This is a genomic window from Ralstonia insidiosa, assembly GCF_008801405.1.
GTDB classification, from domain to species: domain Bacteria; phylum Pseudomonadota; class Gammaproteobacteria; order Burkholderiales; family Burkholderiaceae; genus Ralstonia; species Ralstonia insidiosa.
In genome coordinates, this window is sequence record NZ_VZPV01000001.1 from 889,829 (window position 1) to 906,689 (window position 16,861).

Below are 16,861 nucleotides of genomic sequence, written 5' to 3' on the forward strand. Positions count from 1 at the left end.
CGGGCTCCATCAATATGAGGGACCGCAATCAGGGAGGGCAGGCGTCAGGCTTTCAGCTTGAAGCCGTCGGCATAGGCTGCGGGGTTCTTCGCATCCCACACCACGCCATCGATCAGCTTGGCCGTGCGCATGTCGCTCTTGGGCAAGGGCGTGCCGGTGGCAGCCGCGGCCTGCTTGAAGATGTCGATGCGGTTGACCTGCTTGGCGACCGCCGCGTAATCCGGGTGCGTCTTCAACAGCCCCCAGCGCTTCTGCTGCGTGAGGAACCACATGCCGTCCGACAGGTACGGAAAGTTGACCGCGCCGTCGTGATAGAAGCGCATCGGGTCCGGGTCGTCCCACGTCTTGCCGATGCCGTTCGTGTAGCGGCCCAGCATGCGGTCCAGGATGATGTCCATGTCGGTGTTGACGTAGGACTTGGCGGCGATCGTCTCGGCCGTCTTGCGGCGGTTCGACGCCGAGGCATCGATGAACTTTCCCGCCTCCAGCACCGCAGCGGTGAGCGCGCGTGCCGTGTTCGGATACTTCTGCACGAACTCCGCCGTGGTGCCGAGCACCTTCTCCGGGTGGTCCTTCCAGATGGCCTGCGTGGTCTCGGCGGTAAAGCCGATGTTGTCGGCAATCGCCCGGGCGCCCCACGGCTCGCCCACGCAATAACCATCCATGTTGCCCACGCGCATGTTGGCCACCATCTGCGGCGGCGGCACGGTGATGGCCTTCGCGTCCTGCAGCGGATGGATGCCGTGCGCGGCCAGCCAGTAGTACAGCCACATCGCGTGCGTGCCCGTCGGGAAGGTCTGCGCGAAGACGTACTCGCGCTTGTCCCTCGCCATCACGGCCTTGAGCGATGCGCCATCCTTGACGCCCGCCTCCTTGAGCTTGTTCGACAGCGTGATGGCTTGGCCGTTGTTGTTGAGCGTCATCAGCACGGCCATGTCCTTCTTTGGCCCGCCAATGCCGAGCTGCACGCCGTAGATCAAGCCGTAGAGCACGTGCGCCGCATCCAAGTCGCCCGACACCAGCTTGTCGCGCACGCCGGCCCACGAGGCTTCCTTGGACGGCGTGATCTTGATGCCGTACTTCTTGTCGATGCCCAGCGTGGAGGCCATCACCACCGACGCGCAGTCGGTCAGCGGAATGAAGCCCACCTTCAACTCGGTCTTCTCGGGCGCATCGGAGCCGGCAGCCCAGGCACCAGCACGCACCAGCGGATCGATCAATGCCACGGCACTGCCTCCTGCAATCGTCGCTGCAGCCTTGATGACGCTGCGGCGCTTCGGGTTGATCGGGTTGACGACGGGGTCAGTCTTGTCTGGCGCGGCCATCCAGGGCTCCAAGGAAAGAAAAAGGCGTCTCGACGCGCGGCCACGCCCCTCCATGATGGGGAGCGCGTTTGCCGTGCATCGAGACGCCGTTGTCTCGCGCCGATACCCACGTTGGCATCGGCTCGCAGCGACACTTGCAAGGGGTATGCCAGCGGTGTTGGTGCATCTCTTGTTTCGTCCCCTGCCGGGGCCGACTTACTTTCTTTGTCTTGCCAAAGAAAGGTAAGCAAAGAAAGGCGCGCCCGAGATGGCGAAAGACTCCTTGAATTTGCGTAACCGGGCGGAGGCGGGGAAAACTCGCTGCGCTCAGACAGTTCCCCGCCTTTTTTCCGCCCGCTTACGAAAATTCAAGGCGCCATCAAGGGCAGGAACGGCCAAACCGTCTGGAGATGTGGGTGAGCGCCGCAGGTGGGGTGTGGCGCGAGGCTGGTGCGTTTCCGGCGCCGGACTTGTGCGGTGCACCAAAACTGGGCGGCGCCGCGTCGGCCTAGCCTGCCATCACGTCAATCACCCGCTGGGCGGCTTCGACCAGCTTGATATTGCGGTCCATGGCCATCTTCCGCAGGCGCTTGAAGGCCTCGTCTTCCGACAGGCTCATCTGCTTCATCAGCAGCCCCTTGGCGCGCTCGAGCACCTTGCGTTCGGCCAGCTGGGTCTTGGCGGTATCCAGTTCGGCGCGCAGTTCGCGCTCGTGTTCGAAGCGGGCGTAGGCCACGTCCAGCACGGCCTTGACGCGCGTGGGCTTGATGCCGTCGACGATGTAGGCGGTGATGCCCGCGGCGAACGCCGATTTGATGCGCGCCGCGTCGTCGTTGTCGGTGAACAGCACGATGGGGCGCGGCGCATGCTGGGTGGCCACGCAGACGTGCTCGATCGTGTCCCGCGCGGCCGACTCGGATGCAACGATCACCATGTCGGGCTGCGTCTGGGCGATGCGGTCGGGCAGGGTGAGGTCGGCGTCGGCTACACCCACGTCGATGAAGCCGGCCTCGGCCAGGCCCGCACGGATGAGCTCCAGGTTGATCTGTTCGGCATCCAACGGATCGCGCACCAGCAGCACGCGCATCGGCGCGGCCGGGTGAGGCGCGGCGGGCGAGGCGGATGGGGTGGGCGGTTTCGCTTGCATGGTGCAAAGTGGGGCGTTGTGCACGGCGGTTACGCAAGAACCGCGCCGGGCCGGTGCGGGTGTATGCTCGCAGCTCGGTCGCCGGGGGGCGGTGGCCGTGTCCCGTCTGTTTATTCAAGCGAGTTTCCAGGAGATCCGCATGACCGAATTTGTCGTCACCCCGCCCACCGTCAATGGCATTCCCGTGCGTGGCGGGCAAGGCCAGTTTCCGGTGCGCCGCGTGTACTGCGTCGGCCGCAACTACGCCGCCCATGCCCGCGAGATGGGTTCCGACCCCGACCGCGAACCGCCGTTCTTCTTCTGCAAGCCGGCCGATGCCGTGCGCTACATCCCCGATGGCGAGACCGGCCAGTTCGTCTACCCCACTGAAACTCGCGACTGCCACTACGAGATCGAACTCGTGGTCGCCATCGGTACGGGCGGCCGCGACATCGCCGTGGAAACCGCAGCCAATCACATCTACGGCTACGCCATTGGCCTGGACATGACGCGCCGCGACCTGCAGAACGCTGCCAAGAAGGGCGGCCGCCCGTGGGAAACCGGCAAGGCGTTCGATGGTTCCGCACCCATCGGCCCGATCATCCCCGTGAAGGAGGTCGGCCACCCGGACAAGGGCGCGATCACGCTGTCGGTCAATGGCAAGGAACATCAGCGCGGGGATCTGTCGGACCTGATCTGGTCGGTGCCGGAAACCATTGCGTACCTCTCGCGCCTATTCGAGCTGCGCCCCGGCGATCTGATCTATACCGGCACGCCCGAAGGCGTCGGCCCGGTGGTGGTGGGGGACCTGATGGTCGGCAAGATCGACGGTGTGGGCGAGCTGCACGTGAAGGTCATCTGAGCAGAGAGCCGCAAGCCATGTCGATCAAGCTTTACAACTACTTCCGCAGCTCGGCGTCGTTCCGTGTGCGCATCGCGCTGGAGATCAAGGGCCTGCCGTACGATTACGCGCCGGTGCACCTGCTCAAGGGCGAGCAACTGGCGCCCGACTTCGTGAAGCTCAACCCCGATGCGCTGGTGCCCGTGTTGTGCGACGGCACCGATGTGCTGAACCAGTCGCTGGCGATTGTCGAGTATCTGGAAGAGACGCATCCCGAACCCACGCTGCTGCCGGGCTCGGCCAGCAACCGCGCGCACATCCGCGCGATTGCGCTGGCGATTGCGTGTGAGATCCATCCGCTCAACAACCCGCGCGTGCTGAAGTACCTCAAGAACACGTTCAACGTGGAGGAGGAAGCGCGCAACGACTGGTATCGCCACTGGGTGAAGCTGGGGTTCGCGGCGCTGGAGACGCGCCTGTCGCAATCGCCGCTCACAGGTGCTTACTGCGTGGGCGATACGCCAACGCTGGCGGACGTGTGCCTCGTGCCGCAGGTGTTCAACGGCAAGCGGTTTGATGTGGCGGTGGAGGAGTACCCGACGCTGGCGCGCATTTTTGAGCACTGCATGGCGCAGGCGGCGTTTCGGCGGGCGGCACCTGCGGCGCAGCCGGATGCGGCTTCTGCGTAATCGGCAGCGTTCCTGCGCAAAACAAAACGCCCTGACTGGATCAGGGCGTTTCCATGTTGAAGCGTTGCGCGCGAGGGCAATCAGCCCAGTAGGGCATCCGCAAATTCCCGCGCAGAGAACGGCTGCAGGTCCTCCACCTGCTCCCCCACGCCGATGAAGTACACCGGCACCGGCCGCTGCCGCGCAATCGCGGCCAGGATGCCGCCCTTGGCGGTGCCATCCAGCTTGGTGACGATCAGGCCGGTGAGGCCGAGCGCCTCATCAAACGCCTTCACCTGCGCCAGCGCGTTCTGGCCCGTGTTGCCGTCGATCACCAGCAGCGTTTCGTGCGGTGCCGTGGCCATGGCCTTGGCGGTCACGCGGCGCACCTTCTTGAGCTCTTCCATCAGGTGCAACTGCGTTGGCAGGCGGCCAGCGGTGTCGGCCATGACGATGTCGATGCCGCGTGCGCGCGCTGCGTTGACCGCGTCGAAGATCACCGCGGCCGGATCGCCCGACTCCTGCGCCACCACCGTCACGTTGTTGCGCTGGCCCCAGACCACAAGTTGCTCGCGCGCGGCGGCGCGGAAGGTGTCGCCCGCGGCCAGCAGCACCGATTGGCCGTAGGTCTGGAAGTGCTTGCACAGCTTGCCGATGCTTGTGGTCTTGCCGGCACCGTTCACGCCCGCAATCATGATCACCATCGGCTGCTCGCGGCCGAGCACCATGGTTTTTTCAAGCGGGTGCAGCAGCTCGACCAGCAGGTCACGCAGGGCGGTTTTCACGCCTTCGGCGGTTTCGATGCGGTTGGACTTGATGCGGCGCCGCAGTTCGCCCAGCAGGTATTCAGTGGCGTCGACGCCGGCATCGGCCATCAGCAGCGCCGTTTCGAGCTCTTCGAACAGCGCCTCGTCCACCTTCACGCCCACGAACAGCGTCGTCAGGTTCTTGCTCGTCTTCGACAGGCCCGAGCGCAGGCGCGACATCCAGCCCTTGCGGGCCTGTTCGACCACGGGCGGCGTCGGCACGGTTTCGATGTCGTCAGCCTGCATGTCGAGCGTGGCAGGCTCGGCGGGCGAGTCCGGTACCGCCACTGCCACGGGGGCCGGCGCAGGGGTAGGTACGGGTACGGGGGCAGGGATCACAGCCGGGGCAGGTACCGGGGCCTGAACGGCTTCGGGTACGGCAGCGGGTGCAGCTACCGGTGTCGGTTCGGCAGCCGGTTGCGGCTCTGCCTTGCGCTTCTTCCAGAAACTAAACATCGTAAAAGGCAGTCTATTCGCCGTTAGAATCAAGCGTCGAATTTTATCAGACGGCCCTTATGCGCTCTTCCATGCGAAACGTCTCAAGCCGGACCCGCCCGGGTGCTAGGCAATTGGCAGCGATGGTCTCAGGAATCGCCTTGGCGGCGGGCCTGCTGGCCGGCCCGGTTGGTGCGCAGGAACTGGCGGCTGCACCGGTGCGCCCGGCTGCCGCTGTTGCCGGCGCCAAAGTTGGTGCTAGCCAATCCGATACACACGAATACAAGCTCTCCAATGGCCTGCGCCTGATCGTCAAGGAAGACCACCGCGCGCCCACCGTGGCGCACATGGTCTGGTACCGCGCCGGCAGCATCGACGAGCACAACGGCACCACGGGCGTGGCCCACATGCTTGAACACATGATGTTCAAGGGCACCAAGAATGTCGGTCCTGGCGAGTTCTCCCGCCGCGTGGCGGCGATGGGTGGCCGCGAGAACGCCATGACCACGCGCGACTTCACGATGTACTACCAGCAGATCGAGAAGTCGCACCTGGGCGATGTGATGAAGCTCGAAGCCGATCGCATGGCCAATCTCCAGCTCACCGACAAGGAGTTCAAGCCGGAGATGAACGTGGTGAAGGAAGAGCGCCGCATGCGCATCGACGACTCCGCCCGTTCGACCGTCTACGAGCAGATGCTGGCCGTGCTGTTCAACGCCGCGCCGTATCGCAACCCGACCATCGGCTGGCCGGGCGATCTCGACACGATGACGGTGCAGGACGCGCAGGACTGGTACCACGCCTGGTACACGCCCAACAACGTCACCGTGATCGTCGCGGGCGATGTGAACCCCGACGAGGCCCTCCGCCTTGCGGAGCGCACCTACGGCAAGCTCAAGCCGCACGCGCTGCCGCGCCGCTATGCGCAGGAAGAGCCCAAGCAGATTGGCGTCAAGCGCATCTGGGTGAAGGCCCCGGCCGAGAACCCCTACGTGGTGCTGGCTTACAAGGTGCCGGCGCTCAGGGATGTGGAGAAGGATGTCGACCCGTACGCGCTCGAAGTGCTTTCCGCCGTGCTGGATGGCTATGACAATGCGCGCCTGTCGAGCCAGCTCGTCAAGGGCGAAAAGCGCATCGCCGACGACGTCAACGCCGGCTACGACGGCCTGAACCGCGGCCCGTCGATCTTCATCATGGACGGCACCCCCGCCGACGGCCACACCACCGCCGAGATCGAGCAGGCGCTGCGCGCGCAGATCGAGCGCATCGCCAAGGAAGGCGTGACCGATGCCGAATTGAAGCGCGTCAAGGCGCAGGTCGTGGCCGGGCAGATCTACAAGCGCGACTCGGTGTTCGGCCAGGGCATGGAGATCGGCATGACCGAGATGAGCGGTCTGTCGTGGCGCTCGATCGACCGCCAGCTCGACAAGATCAAGGCGGTCACGTCGGCACAGATCCAGCAGGTCGCCAAGACGTACTTCAGTGAAGACAACCTCGTCGTCGCCACGCTGCTGCCGCAACCGATCGATCCCAATAAACCGGCGCGCAAGCCTGTTCCGGGCATGCGCGAAGAAGGAGGGCTGCGTTGATGCACCCCATTACACGACGGATGTCCCTGACCCTGAAGACGGCGCTGGTCGCCATCGTTGCAACGGCGGCGCAAGGCGCACTGGCCGCACTGCCCATCGAACACTGGACGGCCCCCACCGGCGCGCGCGTGTTCTTCGTGCCGAGCCCGTCGATCCCGATGCTCGACATCAACCTCGATGTGGATGCGGGCTCGCGCTATGAGCCGGCGGCCAAGGTCGGCCTCGCATCGCTCACGGCCGGCATGCTCGACAAGGGCATCGCCGCACAGGGCAATGCCCCGGCACGTGACGAAGCGGCGATTGCCGATGCCTTTGCCGACGTGGGCGCGAGCTTTGGCGGTGGCGCCGGCGGGGATCGCACCAGCTTGCGCCTGCGTACGCTGTCGGACCCGGCCGAGCGTGGCCCAGCCATCGCCCTGATGACGCAGATTATCTCGGCGCCGACCTTCCCAGACGCCGTGCTCGTGCGGGACAAGCAGCGCCTGGTGGCATCCATCCGTGAATCGCTGACCAAGCCGGGGGTGCTGGCCGAGCGCGCGTTCGGTACCGCCATCTACGGCACGCATCCGTACGGGCAGACCGCCTCGCCGGAATCGGTGGAGAGCATCACGCGCGACGACATCGTGCGCTACTACCAGGCCAACTACACGGCCAAGCGCGCGGTGGTGACGCTGATTGGCGCGATCAGCCGCCAGGAAGCCGAGGCCATCGCCGTGCAGATCACGCAGGGTCTGCCCGCCGACGGCGCCACGCCGCCCGCACTGCCCGACGTGAAGATGCCGTTGGCGAAGGCCGAGACGATCCGCATTCCGCACCCGGCGCAGCAGGCCACCATCATCATCGGGCAACCCGGCATCGCACGTGGCGACAAGGATTACTTCCCGCTGCTGGTTGGCAACTACGTGCTGGGCGGCGGCGGCTTCAGCGCGCGCCTGACCAACGAGGTACGCGAGAAGCGCGGCCTGACCTACAGCATTGGCAGCTACTTCGCGCCGGCTGCGCAGCCTGGTCCGTTCGAGCTGGCCTTGCAGACGCGCAAGGACCAGACCGAGGAAGCCCTGACCGTGGTGCGCGACACCGTCGCCAAGTTCGTCGCCGATGGCCCGACCGAAGCGGAACTCAAGGCCGCCAAGGACAACCTCGTGAACGGCTTCCCGCTGCGCTTGGACAGCAACCGCAAGCTGCTGGACAACGTGGCCAACATCGGCTGGTACAACCTGCCGCTCGACTACCTGGATACGTGGACGCAGCGCATTGCCGCCGTCACGCGCGATCAGGTGCGCACGGCGTTCCAGCGCGTGGTGCAGCCGCAGACCATGGCGACCATCGTGGTGGGCGGTCCGGCGACAAACTGACGCACGGCATCCTCAACCGAAAAACCGGCGGCATTCCCGCCGGTTTTTGTTTGCGCTCGCACTACAATCGCGCCCATGGCATCCCGATCTTCCAATTCCAAGGCCCCCAAGGCCAAGACCGCTACATCGCATGCGCGTGCACCGCAGCAGGTGCGCATCATCGGTGGGCAGTACAAGCGCACGCCGCTGCCGGTGGTTGACGCCGACGGCCTGCGCCCGACTAGCGACCGCGTCCGCGAAACCGTCTTCAACTGGCTCGGCCAGGACCTGACGGGCTGGCGCTGCGCCGATCTCTTTGCCGGCACCGGCGCGCTGGGCCTCGAGGCGGCCTCGCGCGGCGCGGCGCACGTGACGCTGGTCGAAAACCATGCGCCTGCCGTGCGCGCGTTGCATGCCATACGCGACAAGCTCGATGCGCGCATGGTCGATATCGTCTCGGGGGACGCCTTTACATGGCTTGCCCGCCAGGCCGATGGGGCGTTTGACGCCGTATTCATCGACCCGCCGTTCGCGCAGGATTGGTCGTTGCGGGCGTTGGAAGCCGCTATCCGGGTCGTCAAGCCGGGCGGGGTGATCTACCTAGAGGCGCCGCAGCCTTTGGTGGATGTGAGTACTGATTCACAATCGACAGAAGCAGCGGCGGGCATTCCGTTGCCGGCCGATGTGGCACTGCACAAGCACTTGCGCGCCGGTGCGGTGCATGCGCATTTGCTGCTGCGCAAAAAAGGTTAAACTACGCCGCTCGTTCCGGTGCATGAGCATCTGACGGCACCTCGCCACAGTTTGATTGTGAGGTCGCTGAAAGACAGCTGGAACGTGCGGGCGGCAGGCTCGGGACTTGCCGCGCTCGATAACGCAACGGTGTCCAAACGCAGATTGGCGCGGCCATGTCCCACGCCGCGCTGGCGGATACTCTTTTCCCCTTGGTGGAGGAACCATGGTGATCGCGGTTTATCCCGGCACTTTTGATCCGTTCACGCGCGGCCACGAAGACCTCGTCCGCCGTGCATCCAACATCTTCGACGAGCTGATCGTCGGGGTGGCTCAGAGCCCGAACAAGCGGCCGTTCTTTGCGCTGGAAGAGCGCATCGAGATCGCCCGTGAGGTGCTCGGTCACTATCCGAACGTACGGGTCGAAGGGTTTTCTGGCCTGTTGAAGGATTTCGTGCGCAAGAACGGCGCGCGCGTGATCGTGCGGGGACTGCGTGCCGTGTCGGACTTCGAGTACGAATTCCAGATGGCCGGCATGAACCGCTACCTGCTGCCGGACGTGGAAACCATGTTCCTCACGCCGTCGGACCAGTACCAGTTCATCTCGGGCACCTTCGTGCGCGAGATCGCCATCCTGGGCGGTGACGTCAGCAAGTTCGTGTTCCCCTCGGTCGAGAAATGGCTCAAGGAGAAAACGGGCAAGGCAGATGGGGCCGGCAAATCGGAATAAAATGACGCTTTGGCGGGAGCCCTCCCGCCGGTCATTTCAAGGAAAGCATCATGGCGCTCATAATTACCGATGAGTGCATCAATTGCGACGTGTGCGAGCCCGAGTGCCCGAACGACGCCATTTCGATGGGCCCGGAGATCTACGTGATTGACCCGGGCAAATGTACCGAGTGTGTCGGGCACTTTGATGAGCCGCAATGCCAGCAAGTGTGCCCGGTCGACTGCATTCCCAAGGACCCGGCCCACGCCGAGTCGCAGGAGCAGTTGATGCAGAAGTACATCCAGCTCACCTCCGCCCCGCGCGCAGCGTAAGCAAAAAAAGAGACGGCTCAGGCCGTCTCTTTTCATTGGTGCGTGCCGATTCTCGCGTGCTGCTCACTGAATCGGCAGCAGATCCTCCGGACCTTCATACGCATAACCCGGCTCGCAGACGATGCGATAGTGCGGCAAATGCGGCCGCGGCGGGCGCGGTACCACCGGGGTGGGGGCAACCGGTGCCTGCACAAAAGGTTTGGAGCCGTTGCCCGGCTGACGCAGTGCACCTGCGGCCGGCGCCGGCGTGGTCGTGGCAGGTGGGCTGATCACGGGCATTGGCGTCGGATAGGGCATCGGGTACGGCACAGGCCCTACATAGACGCGATGGCAGTAGCGCACGCCTTCCTGTGCCACCACCACCTTCTGCCGCTGGTCACGGCGTGCCTGTTCAGCGGCCTGCGCGGCGATCTGCGCCTGGCGGGCGTCCTCGGCGGCTTGCGTTCTGCGACGCGAGGTTTCCATCTCACGTACTTCGGCCGCCTCGGCAGAGGCGCGCTCCCGAGCGGCTTTCTGGTCAGCGGCGGTGGGCGTGTTGTCGATCAGCGGTACTTCTCTCGAGCGCGTACCGCACGGGTGGTCGGAATACGCCGTCTGGCCATTCTCTGAGCAGCGATAGACCTGTGCCTGTGCGGGTATCACCGTCAGCAGGCCGAGCACCAGGCCTGCCAGCGCGGCGGCGCGTGAGAGGAGGGGGGCGAACGGTTGCATGGCGATGTCCTTGTTGCGCAGATCAGCCTGCCGTATGCAGGCGCATCATGGATTTCTCAGCGTTGCCGGCAATCAGGTCGGGCAGGGCGTCCAGGCTGCGGTCGATAGCGCGGTCAATCAGATCCTGCTCTTCCTTGCGTGGGGCCTTGAGCACGAAGTTGGCCACGTCATGCTGGCCTGACGGTGCTGTGCCCGGAGGCAGCAGGTTGCGCGGATGGCCGATGCCGAGGCGCAGGCGCCAGAACTGCTGCGTGGTCAGGTGTGCGGCAATGTCCTTCAACCCATTGTGGCCGCCCGAGCCACCACCAAGCTTGAGTTTGACCGCACCCGGAGGCAGATCCAGCTCGTCGTGCGCCACCAGGATCTCATCAGGCATCACCTTGTAGAAGCGCGCCAGTGCCACGGTCGACAGGCCCGAGCGGTTCATGAAGGTTTGCGGTTGCAGCAACCACACCTCATTGCCCCACAGGTTGGCGCGTGCGGCATAGCCGTGAAAGCGTGTTTCGTTGCGCAGCGTCACGTTGCCGATGCGTGCGAGCTGGTCGACCAGCCAGAAGCCGGCATTGTGCCGCGTGGCTGCGTATTCGGCGCCCGGATTGCCGAGCCCGACGATGAGTTTGATCATGCGATGGAGTCTAAGAAGAGGTGCTGGAAGCGCCCCTTGATCGTACAAGCATAGCCGCTTTCGCCAATGGCGAGGCGCGTGGCGACACCGGAAAGCTCAGGCAGAAAAAAAGCCCGGCGAGACCAGCTCGGCGGGCTTTTTTCGTGTCGCGCCCGAGGGCGCGACGGTGCGGCAACTGAGTTTGGTAACTTAGGCAGCCGGCTTGTCTTCGCCAGCAGCGGCAGCACCTTCTTCAGCAGCGGCGGACTTCTCGCCAGCCGGCACGCTGATGTTGGCCACAGCCGGGTTCTCATCGCCACCGTGGGTGAGGATGGTCACGCCCTTCGGCAGCTTCAGGTCGGAGATGTGCAGGGTCTGGCCGATTTCCAGAGCGCCCAGATCCACTTCGATGAACTCCGGCAGGTCGGCCGGCAGGCACGACACTTCAACGTCGTTCAGGATGTGGTTCACGATGCCGTGGCCCAGCTTCACGCCCGGAGCATTTTCCTGATTCAGGAAGTGCAGCGGCACCTTGACGTGGATCTTTTCCTTGGCCGACACGCGTTGGAAATCAACGTGCAGAACCAGTTGCTTGAACGGGTGCAGTTGGAAATCGCGCAGCAGCGCCTTTTCCACCTTGCCAGCCACTTCGATGTCGAGGATCGACGAGTGGAAGGCTTCCTTCTTCAGCGCGTGGTACAGCGCGTTGTGATCGAGTTCGATCATCTTAGGATCGGCTTCACCGCCGTAGATGATGCCCGGGGTCTTGCCGGCGTTGCGCAGGCGGCGGCTCGCACCAGTGCCCTGAACGCTACGCTCGAAAGCGACAACTTTCATGATTGCTCCAAACGAAAAAGACGACTCGCGACCAAGCCGTCTGGTGAACGGGGCGCCATATTGCGCCCCGCAGACACCGCAGAAGTGCCGTCTAGTCGACGTTTTCTGCGGTAAAGCCTTGAATTATAACAGGGACCCGTACGTTTGCTGAATTATTCAGCAAACAGCGACATGATCGAGTCGCCACGCACGATGCGGGTGAAGGTCTCGGCCAGCAGCGGGGCGGTCGAGAGCTGGCGGATCTTGCCGCACTTGATGGCGTCTTCGCGCAGCGGGATGGTGTCGGTCACGACCACTTCGTCGAGCGCCGAGTCTGCGATGCGAGCGGCTGCGCCACCTGACAGCACCGGGTGCGTGCAGTACGAGAACACTTGCTTGGCACCGCGTTCCTTGAGCACCTGGGCGGCTTTGCACAGCGTGCCGCCGGTATCGATCATGTCATCCATGATCACGCAGTTGCGGCCTTCGACTTCACCGATGATGTTCATCACCTCGGCCACGTTGGCCTTGGGGCGGCGCTTGTCGATGATGGCGAGGTCGGTGTTGAGTTGCTTGGCGAGTGCACGGGCACGCACCACGCCACCGACGTCCGGTGACACCACCAGCAGATCGCTGTAGTTCTTCTTGCGCAGGTCTTCGAGCAGAACGGGCGACGCGTAGATGTTGTCGACCGGGATATCGAAGAAACCTTGGATCTGGTCAGCGTGGAGGTCCATCGTCAGCACGCGCTCGACGCCGGCGACTTCCAGCATGTTGGCCACGACCTTGGCCGTGATGGCCACACGCGCCGAACGCGGGCGGCGATCCTGGCGGGCATAGCCGAAGTAGGGGATGGCAGCCGTGATGCGGCGGGCGGATGCGCGCTTGAGCGCATCGACCATCACCATCAGTTCCATCAGGTTGTCGTTGGTCGGGGCGCAGGTGGATTGCAGGATGAACACGTGCTTGCCGCGCACGTTCTCCTGAATCTCGACCTGAACTTCACCATCGGAGAATCGGCCGACGAGGGCCTTGCCGAGCGGGATGCCTAGGTGCTTGACGACAGCTTCGGCGAGTTTCGGGTTGGCGTTGCCGGTAAAAACCATCAAGCCTTCGCTGCTCATCGGGGCACCTGTTTTCGACTTCAGACGCGCCGGTTGGCTGATACACCAACCGGGCTATTGCTGGGAACTATAAGGAAGAAATGGCAGGGGCGGAAGGATTCGAACCTACGCATGCCGGAATCAAAATCCGGTGCCTTAACCAGCTTGGCGACGCCCCTACACAACCGATCGGTTACTGCTTCCATTGCAGAAGCAATAACTGTAAACCTTACACAGCAAATCTCGCGAGCGGATGATGCGTCAGACCTGCCGCACATCGACCTTCCCACTCGGAAGGCACCTGATCCGCTACTGCTTGCGCATGCTCAACGTTATCGAACGGAGCAAACACACAGGCACCGGATCCGGTCATTCTTGCCAGAGGGCTGAACTGTCTTAGCCAGGCAAGTGCTCGGGCGATTTCGCCGTATTTCCTTTCCGCCACCGCTTGCAGATCGTTGCGACCGTAAGCGAAAACAATTTGTTGGTCAGGAAAGTCCGTAATTATGGTGAGTGGCGTGTTACGTGTCAACCCCTCATCGGAAAAAATTGCGGGGGTGGGTACGTGGACGCGTGGATGGATGACCACGAACGCTGCTGGCGGCAGCGTGACGGGCGTGAGTTCTTCACCGATGCCCTCGGCAAAAGCGTTCTGGCCGAACACGAAGAAGGGCACGTCGGCACCCAGCTTCAGGCCCAGCGCCATCAGCGTCGTACGAGGCAGATCGAGGCCCCACAGGTGGTTGAGCGCGAGCAGCGTGGTGGCTGCGTCGGACGAGCCGCCACCAATGCCACCGCCCATCGGCAGGCGTTTTTCGATGGCGATGTCGGCGCCGTAGGTGCAGCCAGTTTCCGCTTGCAGCAGGCGTGCGGCGCGCATCACGAGGTCTTCGTCGGCCGGTACGCCGGGCACGTCGGTGGTGCGGGCGAGGCGGCCGTCTGCGCGTCGCGAGAAGTGCAACGTGTCGCACCAGTCGATGAGCTGGAAGACCGTTTGCAGCAGGTGGTAGCCGTCGGGCCGTCGGCCGACCACGTGCAGGAACAGATTGAGCTTGGCGGGCGCCGGGCAGTCGCGCAGTTCGGTGGGTGCGGAGGTCATGGTGAGGCGATGACGACGTTACTGGTCTAGCACGAGCCGCACCGTGAGCGGTCCGTTGGTGCCCTGCGGGCGGTCGAGATCGAGCCGGCGGATGCGCGCGTCGGCGGAGGTGTCGTCCGTCCAGGCGACGTAGTGCACGGTCCAGCCGTTCTGTTCGATGGTTTCGGGCCGCGATTGCGCGTCGCGTGCCACGCGCGCCGGCGTGCCGGGGGCAGGGCGGGCGCGCAGCCAGTCCCGCAGGCCGGACACCGGCAGCGAGAAGCCGAGCGCATCCTGCATCAGCGTGTCGACTTCAGGTGCGTGGCGCGGCGGCTGGTTGGGCAACTCAAGCGTGGCGCCCTGATTGTTCTGGCTGACCACCGCCAGCGTCTGGCCCAGCGGCGACATCAGCTCAAGCTGCACATCGGTGCCGCGCTCGCGCCACAGGAAGCTGCCCACCGCACTTTGTTCGGCGTTGCCTTGCGTGTAGCGCGCCGAGAACCGGCCCTGATAGCGCGTGATTGTCGTGTCGTTGTCTTGCGCGCCGGCGAACAGGTCGTTGGCCGGGCGCACGCTTGCGCAGCCGGCGAACAGCGCGCAACTCGCGCCCAGCACCAAAGCGCCGAGCGCGCGGGAAAACTGCAGCGTCATCAGTTCGCGCTCACGGGAACGTCGGGAATCGGCTGGCCGAAGCGGCGCAGCGTGTCGCGCAGGGTGTTGTCGTTGATGTCGAGCTTGGACGCTTCCGTCCAGATTTTGCGGGCATCGTCCTGCTTGCCCGATTGCCACAGCACTTCACCCAGGTGGGCGCCAATCTCGGCTTGCGGCGCGGAGCTCCATGCCTTGCGCAGGATGTCGGTGGCGGCCGGCAGATCGCCGCGGCGGTATTTGACCCAGCCCAGGCTGTCAGCAATGTAGGGGTCGCCCGGCGCCAGGGAAACGGCCTTCTCCAGCAACTCCTGCGCTTCCTGCAGGCGCACGTTGCGATCGGCCAGCGAGTAGCCGAGTGCGTTGTAGCCGATGGCCTGGCCGGGGCGCAGGTCGATCACCTTGCGCAGCAGCGTTTCCATGTTGTCGTAGTGGCCGTCGTGCTCTTCGAGCATGGCCAGTTGGTATGTGTACTCAACGTTGTCCGGGTCGTTTTTCAGCAGCTCGTTGACGCGGGCACGGGCGCGGCCAAAGGCCTTGGCGTCCATCAGCATGCCGATCTCGGCCTGGCGGATGCCGTCCATCAGGGCTTGGCGGCGCGGGCCGTCGGGAATGTCTTCCGAGTCGGCAACGAGTTCGTCGAAGGCCTGTTGCGCTTCGTCGATGCGGCGCAGCTTGCCAAGCAATTGGCCGCGCTTGATGCCGGCTGCGAGTGCGGTCTGGCCGTCAGCGTCGCCGTTGGCCGAGCCGGTGATCTTGTCGACCCAGGCCAGTGCGCCGGCGTAGTCGTGCCTTTCCTCGGCGAGCTGGGCGAGGCCCTGATAGCCAGGTTCGGGGCTCAGCGTGGTCGATTTAGCCGTTGCCGCGAGGTATTCCTTCAGGTAGCGCTCGGCGGCGTCGTACTGGCGCTGCTGCAGTGTCAGCAGGCCCAGTGCCAGCGTGATGCGCGCATCGTTGGGGGCGATCTTCTTGAGTGCCTCGAATTCGCCGCGGGCCTTGTCTTGCTGATCGCGCACGAGGTACATGCGGGCGAGCGCCAGATGGCCGTCGATGGAGGCGGGCGCGGCCTTCAGGAAGGTGCGCAGGCCGGCGATGGCGGCATCGGGGTCATCATCGGCGCGCAGCTCGGCGGCCAGGATGGCGGCGTCTTCATAGCTGGGACGCAGCTTGAGGGCGGTGTCCAGTTCCGACAGCCCACCCGGTACATCCTTGGCGACGACCTTGGCGCGTGCCAGGGCCAGGTGCGTCTCAGGGCGCTGCATGTCGTGCGAGGCGATGCGCTGCAGCGCGGCCACGGCGCCGACGGGGTCGGTGCTCTTGGACATCTGCTGCTGCAGCTGCAGGATGGCGTCGGCGCGTTGGCCGGGCGACACCTTGTTCAGTTGCGCCTGCAGCATCGGCTCGACTTCCGACCACTTGCCCGTGGCGACCAGCAGGAGCTGCTGCACCTGGCGCGCCGGCATGGAGGTCGGCGACAGCTCGACCCACAGCCGCGAGGCGGTCAGCGCCTGCGCGGGCGAGCGGGTCAGGAAGGCGATTTCAGTCGCGCGCTGGGCGAAGCGCGGGTCGCGCGTGTCTTGCGCCAGATCCAGGTAGGTGCGGTATGCCGGCTCGACCAGCCCACGCTGCAGCGAGATTTCCGACGCCAGCACGCGGTACATGATGTCTTGGTCGAGTGCGATCGACGGCAGATCGGTGCGCTCCGAACTCAGCAGGCCACCACGGGGGCGCGAGCGCTCGAGCGTGATGGTGGGGCGGTTGCCGGTGCCGCCTTCCTGTGCTGCCTGGGCGATCAGCGGGGCTGCGGTAGTTGGGTGTGCCGCCCATGCCGGCAGGCTTGCCAGTCCTCCCGCAATCAGCGAGGCGAGCAGGATCGCTCGGCTGCGCGGAAATCGCCGCGGGCGTTGCATCGCTGGCGAACGGGAGAAAGCGTGGGGCATGGTCTTGAAGCTCCGGAAGGTGTTCAGGGCATTGTAGCCTGACCGCTACAATCGCCCGCATCGTAAAAAAGGTTGGAGCAGCACA

The 16,861-nt window shown here is 64.7% G+C and carries 17 protein-coding genes and 1 tRNA gene; 7 read left to right on the forward strand and 11 right to left on the reverse strand.

The window, feature by feature from the left end; all coding sequences use genetic code 11:
* Window positions 1-44: 44 nt before the first annotated feature.
* Together F7R11_RS04370 and F7R11_RS04380 are read right to left on the reverse strand one after the other, a co-directional pair.
* Window positions 45-1,325: a CmpA/NrtA family ABC transporter substrate-binding protein gene (locus F7R11_RS04370; protein ID WP_064801456.1), complete on the reverse strand. Its 1,281-nt coding sequence runs from the start codon at window positions 1,323-1,325 to the stop codon at window positions 45-47.
* A 487-nt stretch (window positions 1,326-1,812) separates the two neighbouring features.
* Complete coding sequence (locus F7R11_RS04380; protein WP_064801458.1) at window positions 1,813-2,451, reverse strand: ANTAR domain-containing response regulator; 639 nt, start codon at window positions 2,449-2,451, stop codon at window positions 1,813-1,815.
* A gap of 139 nt (window positions 2,452-2,590) precedes the next feature.
* On the opposite strand from F7R11_RS04380, the gene F7R11_RS04385 reads away from it, so the two are divergent.
* Together F7R11_RS04385 and maiA are read left to right on the forward strand one after the other, a co-directional pair.
* Window positions 2,591-3,292 (forward strand): fumarylacetoacetate hydrolase family protein, encoded by a 702-nt coding sequence (locus tag F7R11_RS04385; protein ID WP_064801460.1) that lies wholly within the window; start codon window positions 2,591-2,593, stop codon window positions 3,290-3,292.
* A 17-nt stretch (window positions 3,293-3,309) separates the two neighbouring features.
* Complete coding sequence (maiA, locus tag F7R11_RS04390; RefSeq protein WP_064801462.1) at window positions 3,310-3,960, forward strand: maleylacetoacetate isomerase; 651 nt, start codon at window positions 3,310-3,312, stop codon at window positions 3,958-3,960.
* Window positions 3,961-4,040: 80 nt separating this feature from the next.
* Here maiA and ftsY read toward each other — a convergent pair whose 3' ends face one another.
* Window positions 4,041-5,201 carry a signal recognition particle-docking protein FtsY gene (gene ftsY, locus F7R11_RS04395; protein ID WP_064801464.1) on the reverse strand — a complete coding sequence of 387 codons (1,161 nt, stop codon included), beginning with the start codon at window positions 5,199-5,201 and terminating at the stop codon, window positions 4,041-4,043.
* A 59-nt stretch (window positions 5,202-5,260) separates the two neighbouring features.
* Here ftsY and F7R11_RS04400 point away from each other — a divergent pair, with 59 nt between their 5' ends.
* The 5 genes from F7R11_RS04400 (at window position 5,261) to F7R11_RS04420 (ending at window position 9,876) form a co-directional block, all read left to right on the forward strand.
* On the forward strand, window positions 5,261-6,769 hold the full coding sequence (locus tag F7R11_RS04400) for a M16 family metallopeptidase (protein WP_064801466.1): 1,509 nt from the start codon (window positions 5,261-5,263) through the stop codon (window positions 6,767-6,769).
* A 20-nt stretch (window positions 6,770-6,789) separates the two neighbouring features.
* Window positions 6,790-8,124 carry a M16 family metallopeptidase gene (locus F7R11_RS04405; RefSeq protein WP_231973148.1) on the forward strand — a complete coding sequence of 445 codons (1,335 nt, stop codon included), beginning with the start codon at window positions 6,790-6,792 and terminating at the stop codon, window positions 8,122-8,124.
* A gap of 75 nt (window positions 8,125-8,199) precedes the next feature.
* A complete protein-coding gene (rsmD, locus tag F7R11_RS04410) occupies window positions 8,200-8,856 on the forward strand; it encodes a 16S rRNA (guanine(966)-N(2))-methyltransferase RsmD (RefSeq protein ID WP_064801470.1) in 657 nt (218 codons plus the stop codon).
* A 205-nt stretch (window positions 8,857-9,061) separates the two neighbouring features.
* Entirely contained in the window at window positions 9,062-9,565 is a 504-nt protein-coding gene (coaD, locus tag F7R11_RS04415; RefSeq protein WP_021196384.1) for a pantetheine-phosphate adenylyltransferase, read from the forward strand.
* Window positions 9,566-9,615: 50 nt separating this feature from the next.
* Complete coding sequence (locus F7R11_RS04420) at window positions 9,616-9,876, forward strand: YfhL family 4Fe-4S dicluster ferredoxin (RefSeq protein ID WP_021196385.1); 261 nt, start codon at window positions 9,616-9,618, stop codon at window positions 9,874-9,876.
* 63 nt (window positions 9,877-9,939) lie between these two features.
* Here F7R11_RS04420 and F7R11_RS04425 read toward each other — a convergent pair whose 3' ends face one another.
* From F7R11_RS04425 to F7R11_RS04460, 8 genes are all read right to left on the reverse strand, one after another.
* The gene (locus tag F7R11_RS04425) at window positions 9,940-10,587 is read right to left on the reverse strand and encodes a DUF4124 domain-containing protein (protein WP_064801471.1); all 648 of its coding nucleotides are present in this window, start codon (window positions 10,585-10,587) and stop codon (window positions 9,940-9,942) included.
* A gap of 22 nt (window positions 10,588-10,609) precedes the next feature.
* Entirely contained in the window at window positions 10,610-11,212 is a 603-nt protein-coding gene (gene pth, locus F7R11_RS04430; protein ID WP_021196387.1) for an aminoacyl-tRNA hydrolase, read from the reverse strand.
* Between the two features lie 189 nt (window positions 11,213-11,401).
* Window positions 11,402-12,028, reverse strand: a complete 627-nt coding sequence (locus tag F7R11_RS04435; RefSeq protein WP_021196388.1) for a 50S ribosomal protein L25/general stress protein Ctc — start codon at window positions 12,026-12,028, stop codon at window positions 11,402-11,404.
* A gap of 152 nt (window positions 12,029-12,180) precedes the next feature.
* Window positions 12,181-13,131 (reverse strand): ribose-phosphate pyrophosphokinase, encoded by a 951-nt coding sequence (locus F7R11_RS04440; RefSeq protein ID WP_021196389.1) that lies wholly within the window; start codon window positions 13,129-13,131, stop codon window positions 12,181-12,183.
* A gap of 81 nt (window positions 13,132-13,212) precedes the next feature.
* Window positions 13,213-13,289 (reverse strand) — tRNA-Gln (locus F7R11_RS04445).
* 50 nt (window positions 13,290-13,339) lie between these two features.
* Complete coding sequence (gene ispE / locus F7R11_RS04450; RefSeq protein ID WP_064801472.1) at window positions 13,340-14,209, reverse strand: 4-(cytidine 5'-diphospho)-2-C-methyl-D-erythritol kinase; 870 nt, start codon at window positions 14,207-14,209, stop codon at window positions 13,340-13,342.
* Window positions 14,210-14,227: 18 nt separating this feature from the next.
* Window positions 14,228-14,839, reverse strand: a complete 612-nt coding sequence (gene lolB / locus F7R11_RS04455) for a lipoprotein insertase outer membrane protein LolB (protein ID WP_064801473.1) — start codon at window positions 14,837-14,839, stop codon at window positions 14,228-14,230.
* Window positions 14,839-16,776, reverse strand: a complete 1,938-nt coding sequence (locus tag F7R11_RS04460; RefSeq protein WP_064801474.1) for a tetratricopeptide repeat protein — start codon at window positions 16,774-16,776, stop codon at window positions 14,839-14,841. Before F7R11_RS04460 ends, lolB begins: the two co-directional genes overlap by 1 nt.
* Window positions 16,777-16,861: the final 85 nt, after the last annotated feature.

Bases quoted from the DNA above. Each gene is read 5' to 3' on its own strand.
- F7R11_RS04370 (WP_064801456.1), bottom strand. From the start codon at position 1,325: ATGGCCGCGCCAGACAAGACTGACCCCGTCGTCAACCCGATCAACCCG.
- F7R11_RS04380 (WP_064801458.1), bottom strand. From the start codon at position 2,451: ATGCAAGCGAAACCGCCCACCCCATCCGCCTCGCCCGCCGCGCCTCAC.
- F7R11_RS04385 (WP_064801460.1), top strand. From the start codon at position 2,591: ATGACCGAATTTGTCGTCACCCCGCCCACCGTCAATGGCATTCCCGTG.
- maiA (WP_064801462.1), top strand. From the start codon at position 3,310: ATGTCGATCAAGCTTTACAACTACTTCCGCAGCTCGGCGTCGTTCCGT.
- ftsY (WP_064801464.1), bottom strand. From the start codon at position 5,201: ATGTTTAGTTTCTGGAAGAAGCGCAAGGCAGAGCCGCAACCGGCTGCC.
- F7R11_RS04400 (WP_064801466.1), top strand. From the start codon at position 5,261: ATGCGCTCTTCCATGCGAAACGTCTCAAGCCGGACCCGCCCGGGTGCT.
- F7R11_RS04405 (WP_231973148.1), top strand. From the start codon at position 6,790: ATGTCCCTGACCCTGAAGACGGCGCTGGTCGCCATCGTTGCAACGGCG.
- rsmD (WP_064801470.1), top strand. From the start codon at position 8,200: ATGGCATCCCGATCTTCCAATTCCAAGGCCCCCAAGGCCAAGACCGCT.
- coaD (WP_021196384.1), top strand. From the start codon at position 9,062: ATGGTGATCGCGGTTTATCCCGGCACTTTTGATCCGTTCACGCGCGGC.
- F7R11_RS04420 (WP_021196385.1), top strand. From the start codon at position 9,616: ATGGCGCTCATAATTACCGATGAGTGCATCAATTGCGACGTGTGCGAG.
- F7R11_RS04425 (WP_064801471.1), bottom strand. From the start codon at position 10,587: ATGCAACCGTTCGCCCCCCTCCTCTCACGCGCCGCCGCGCTGGCAGGC.
- pth (WP_021196387.1), bottom strand. From the start codon at position 11,212: ATGATCAAACTCATCGTCGGGCTCGGCAATCCGGGCGCCGAATACGCA.
- F7R11_RS04435 (WP_021196388.1), bottom strand. From the start codon at position 12,028: ATGAAAGTTGTCGCTTTCGAGCGTAGCGTTCAGGGCACTGGTGCGAGC.
- F7R11_RS04440 (WP_021196389.1), bottom strand. From the start codon at position 13,131: ATGAGCAGCGAAGGCTTGATGGTTTTTACCGGCAACGCCAACCCGAAA.
- ispE (WP_064801472.1), bottom strand. From the start codon at position 14,209: ATGACCTCCGCACCCACCGAACTGCGCGACTGCCCGGCGCCCGCCAAG.
- lolB (WP_064801473.1), bottom strand. From the start codon at position 14,839: ATGACGCTGCAGTTTTCCCGCGCGCTCGGCGCTTTGGTGCTGGGCGCG.
- F7R11_RS04460 (WP_064801474.1), bottom strand. From the start codon at position 16,776: ATGCCCCACGCTTTCTCCCGTTCGCCAGCGATGCAACGCCCGCGGCGA.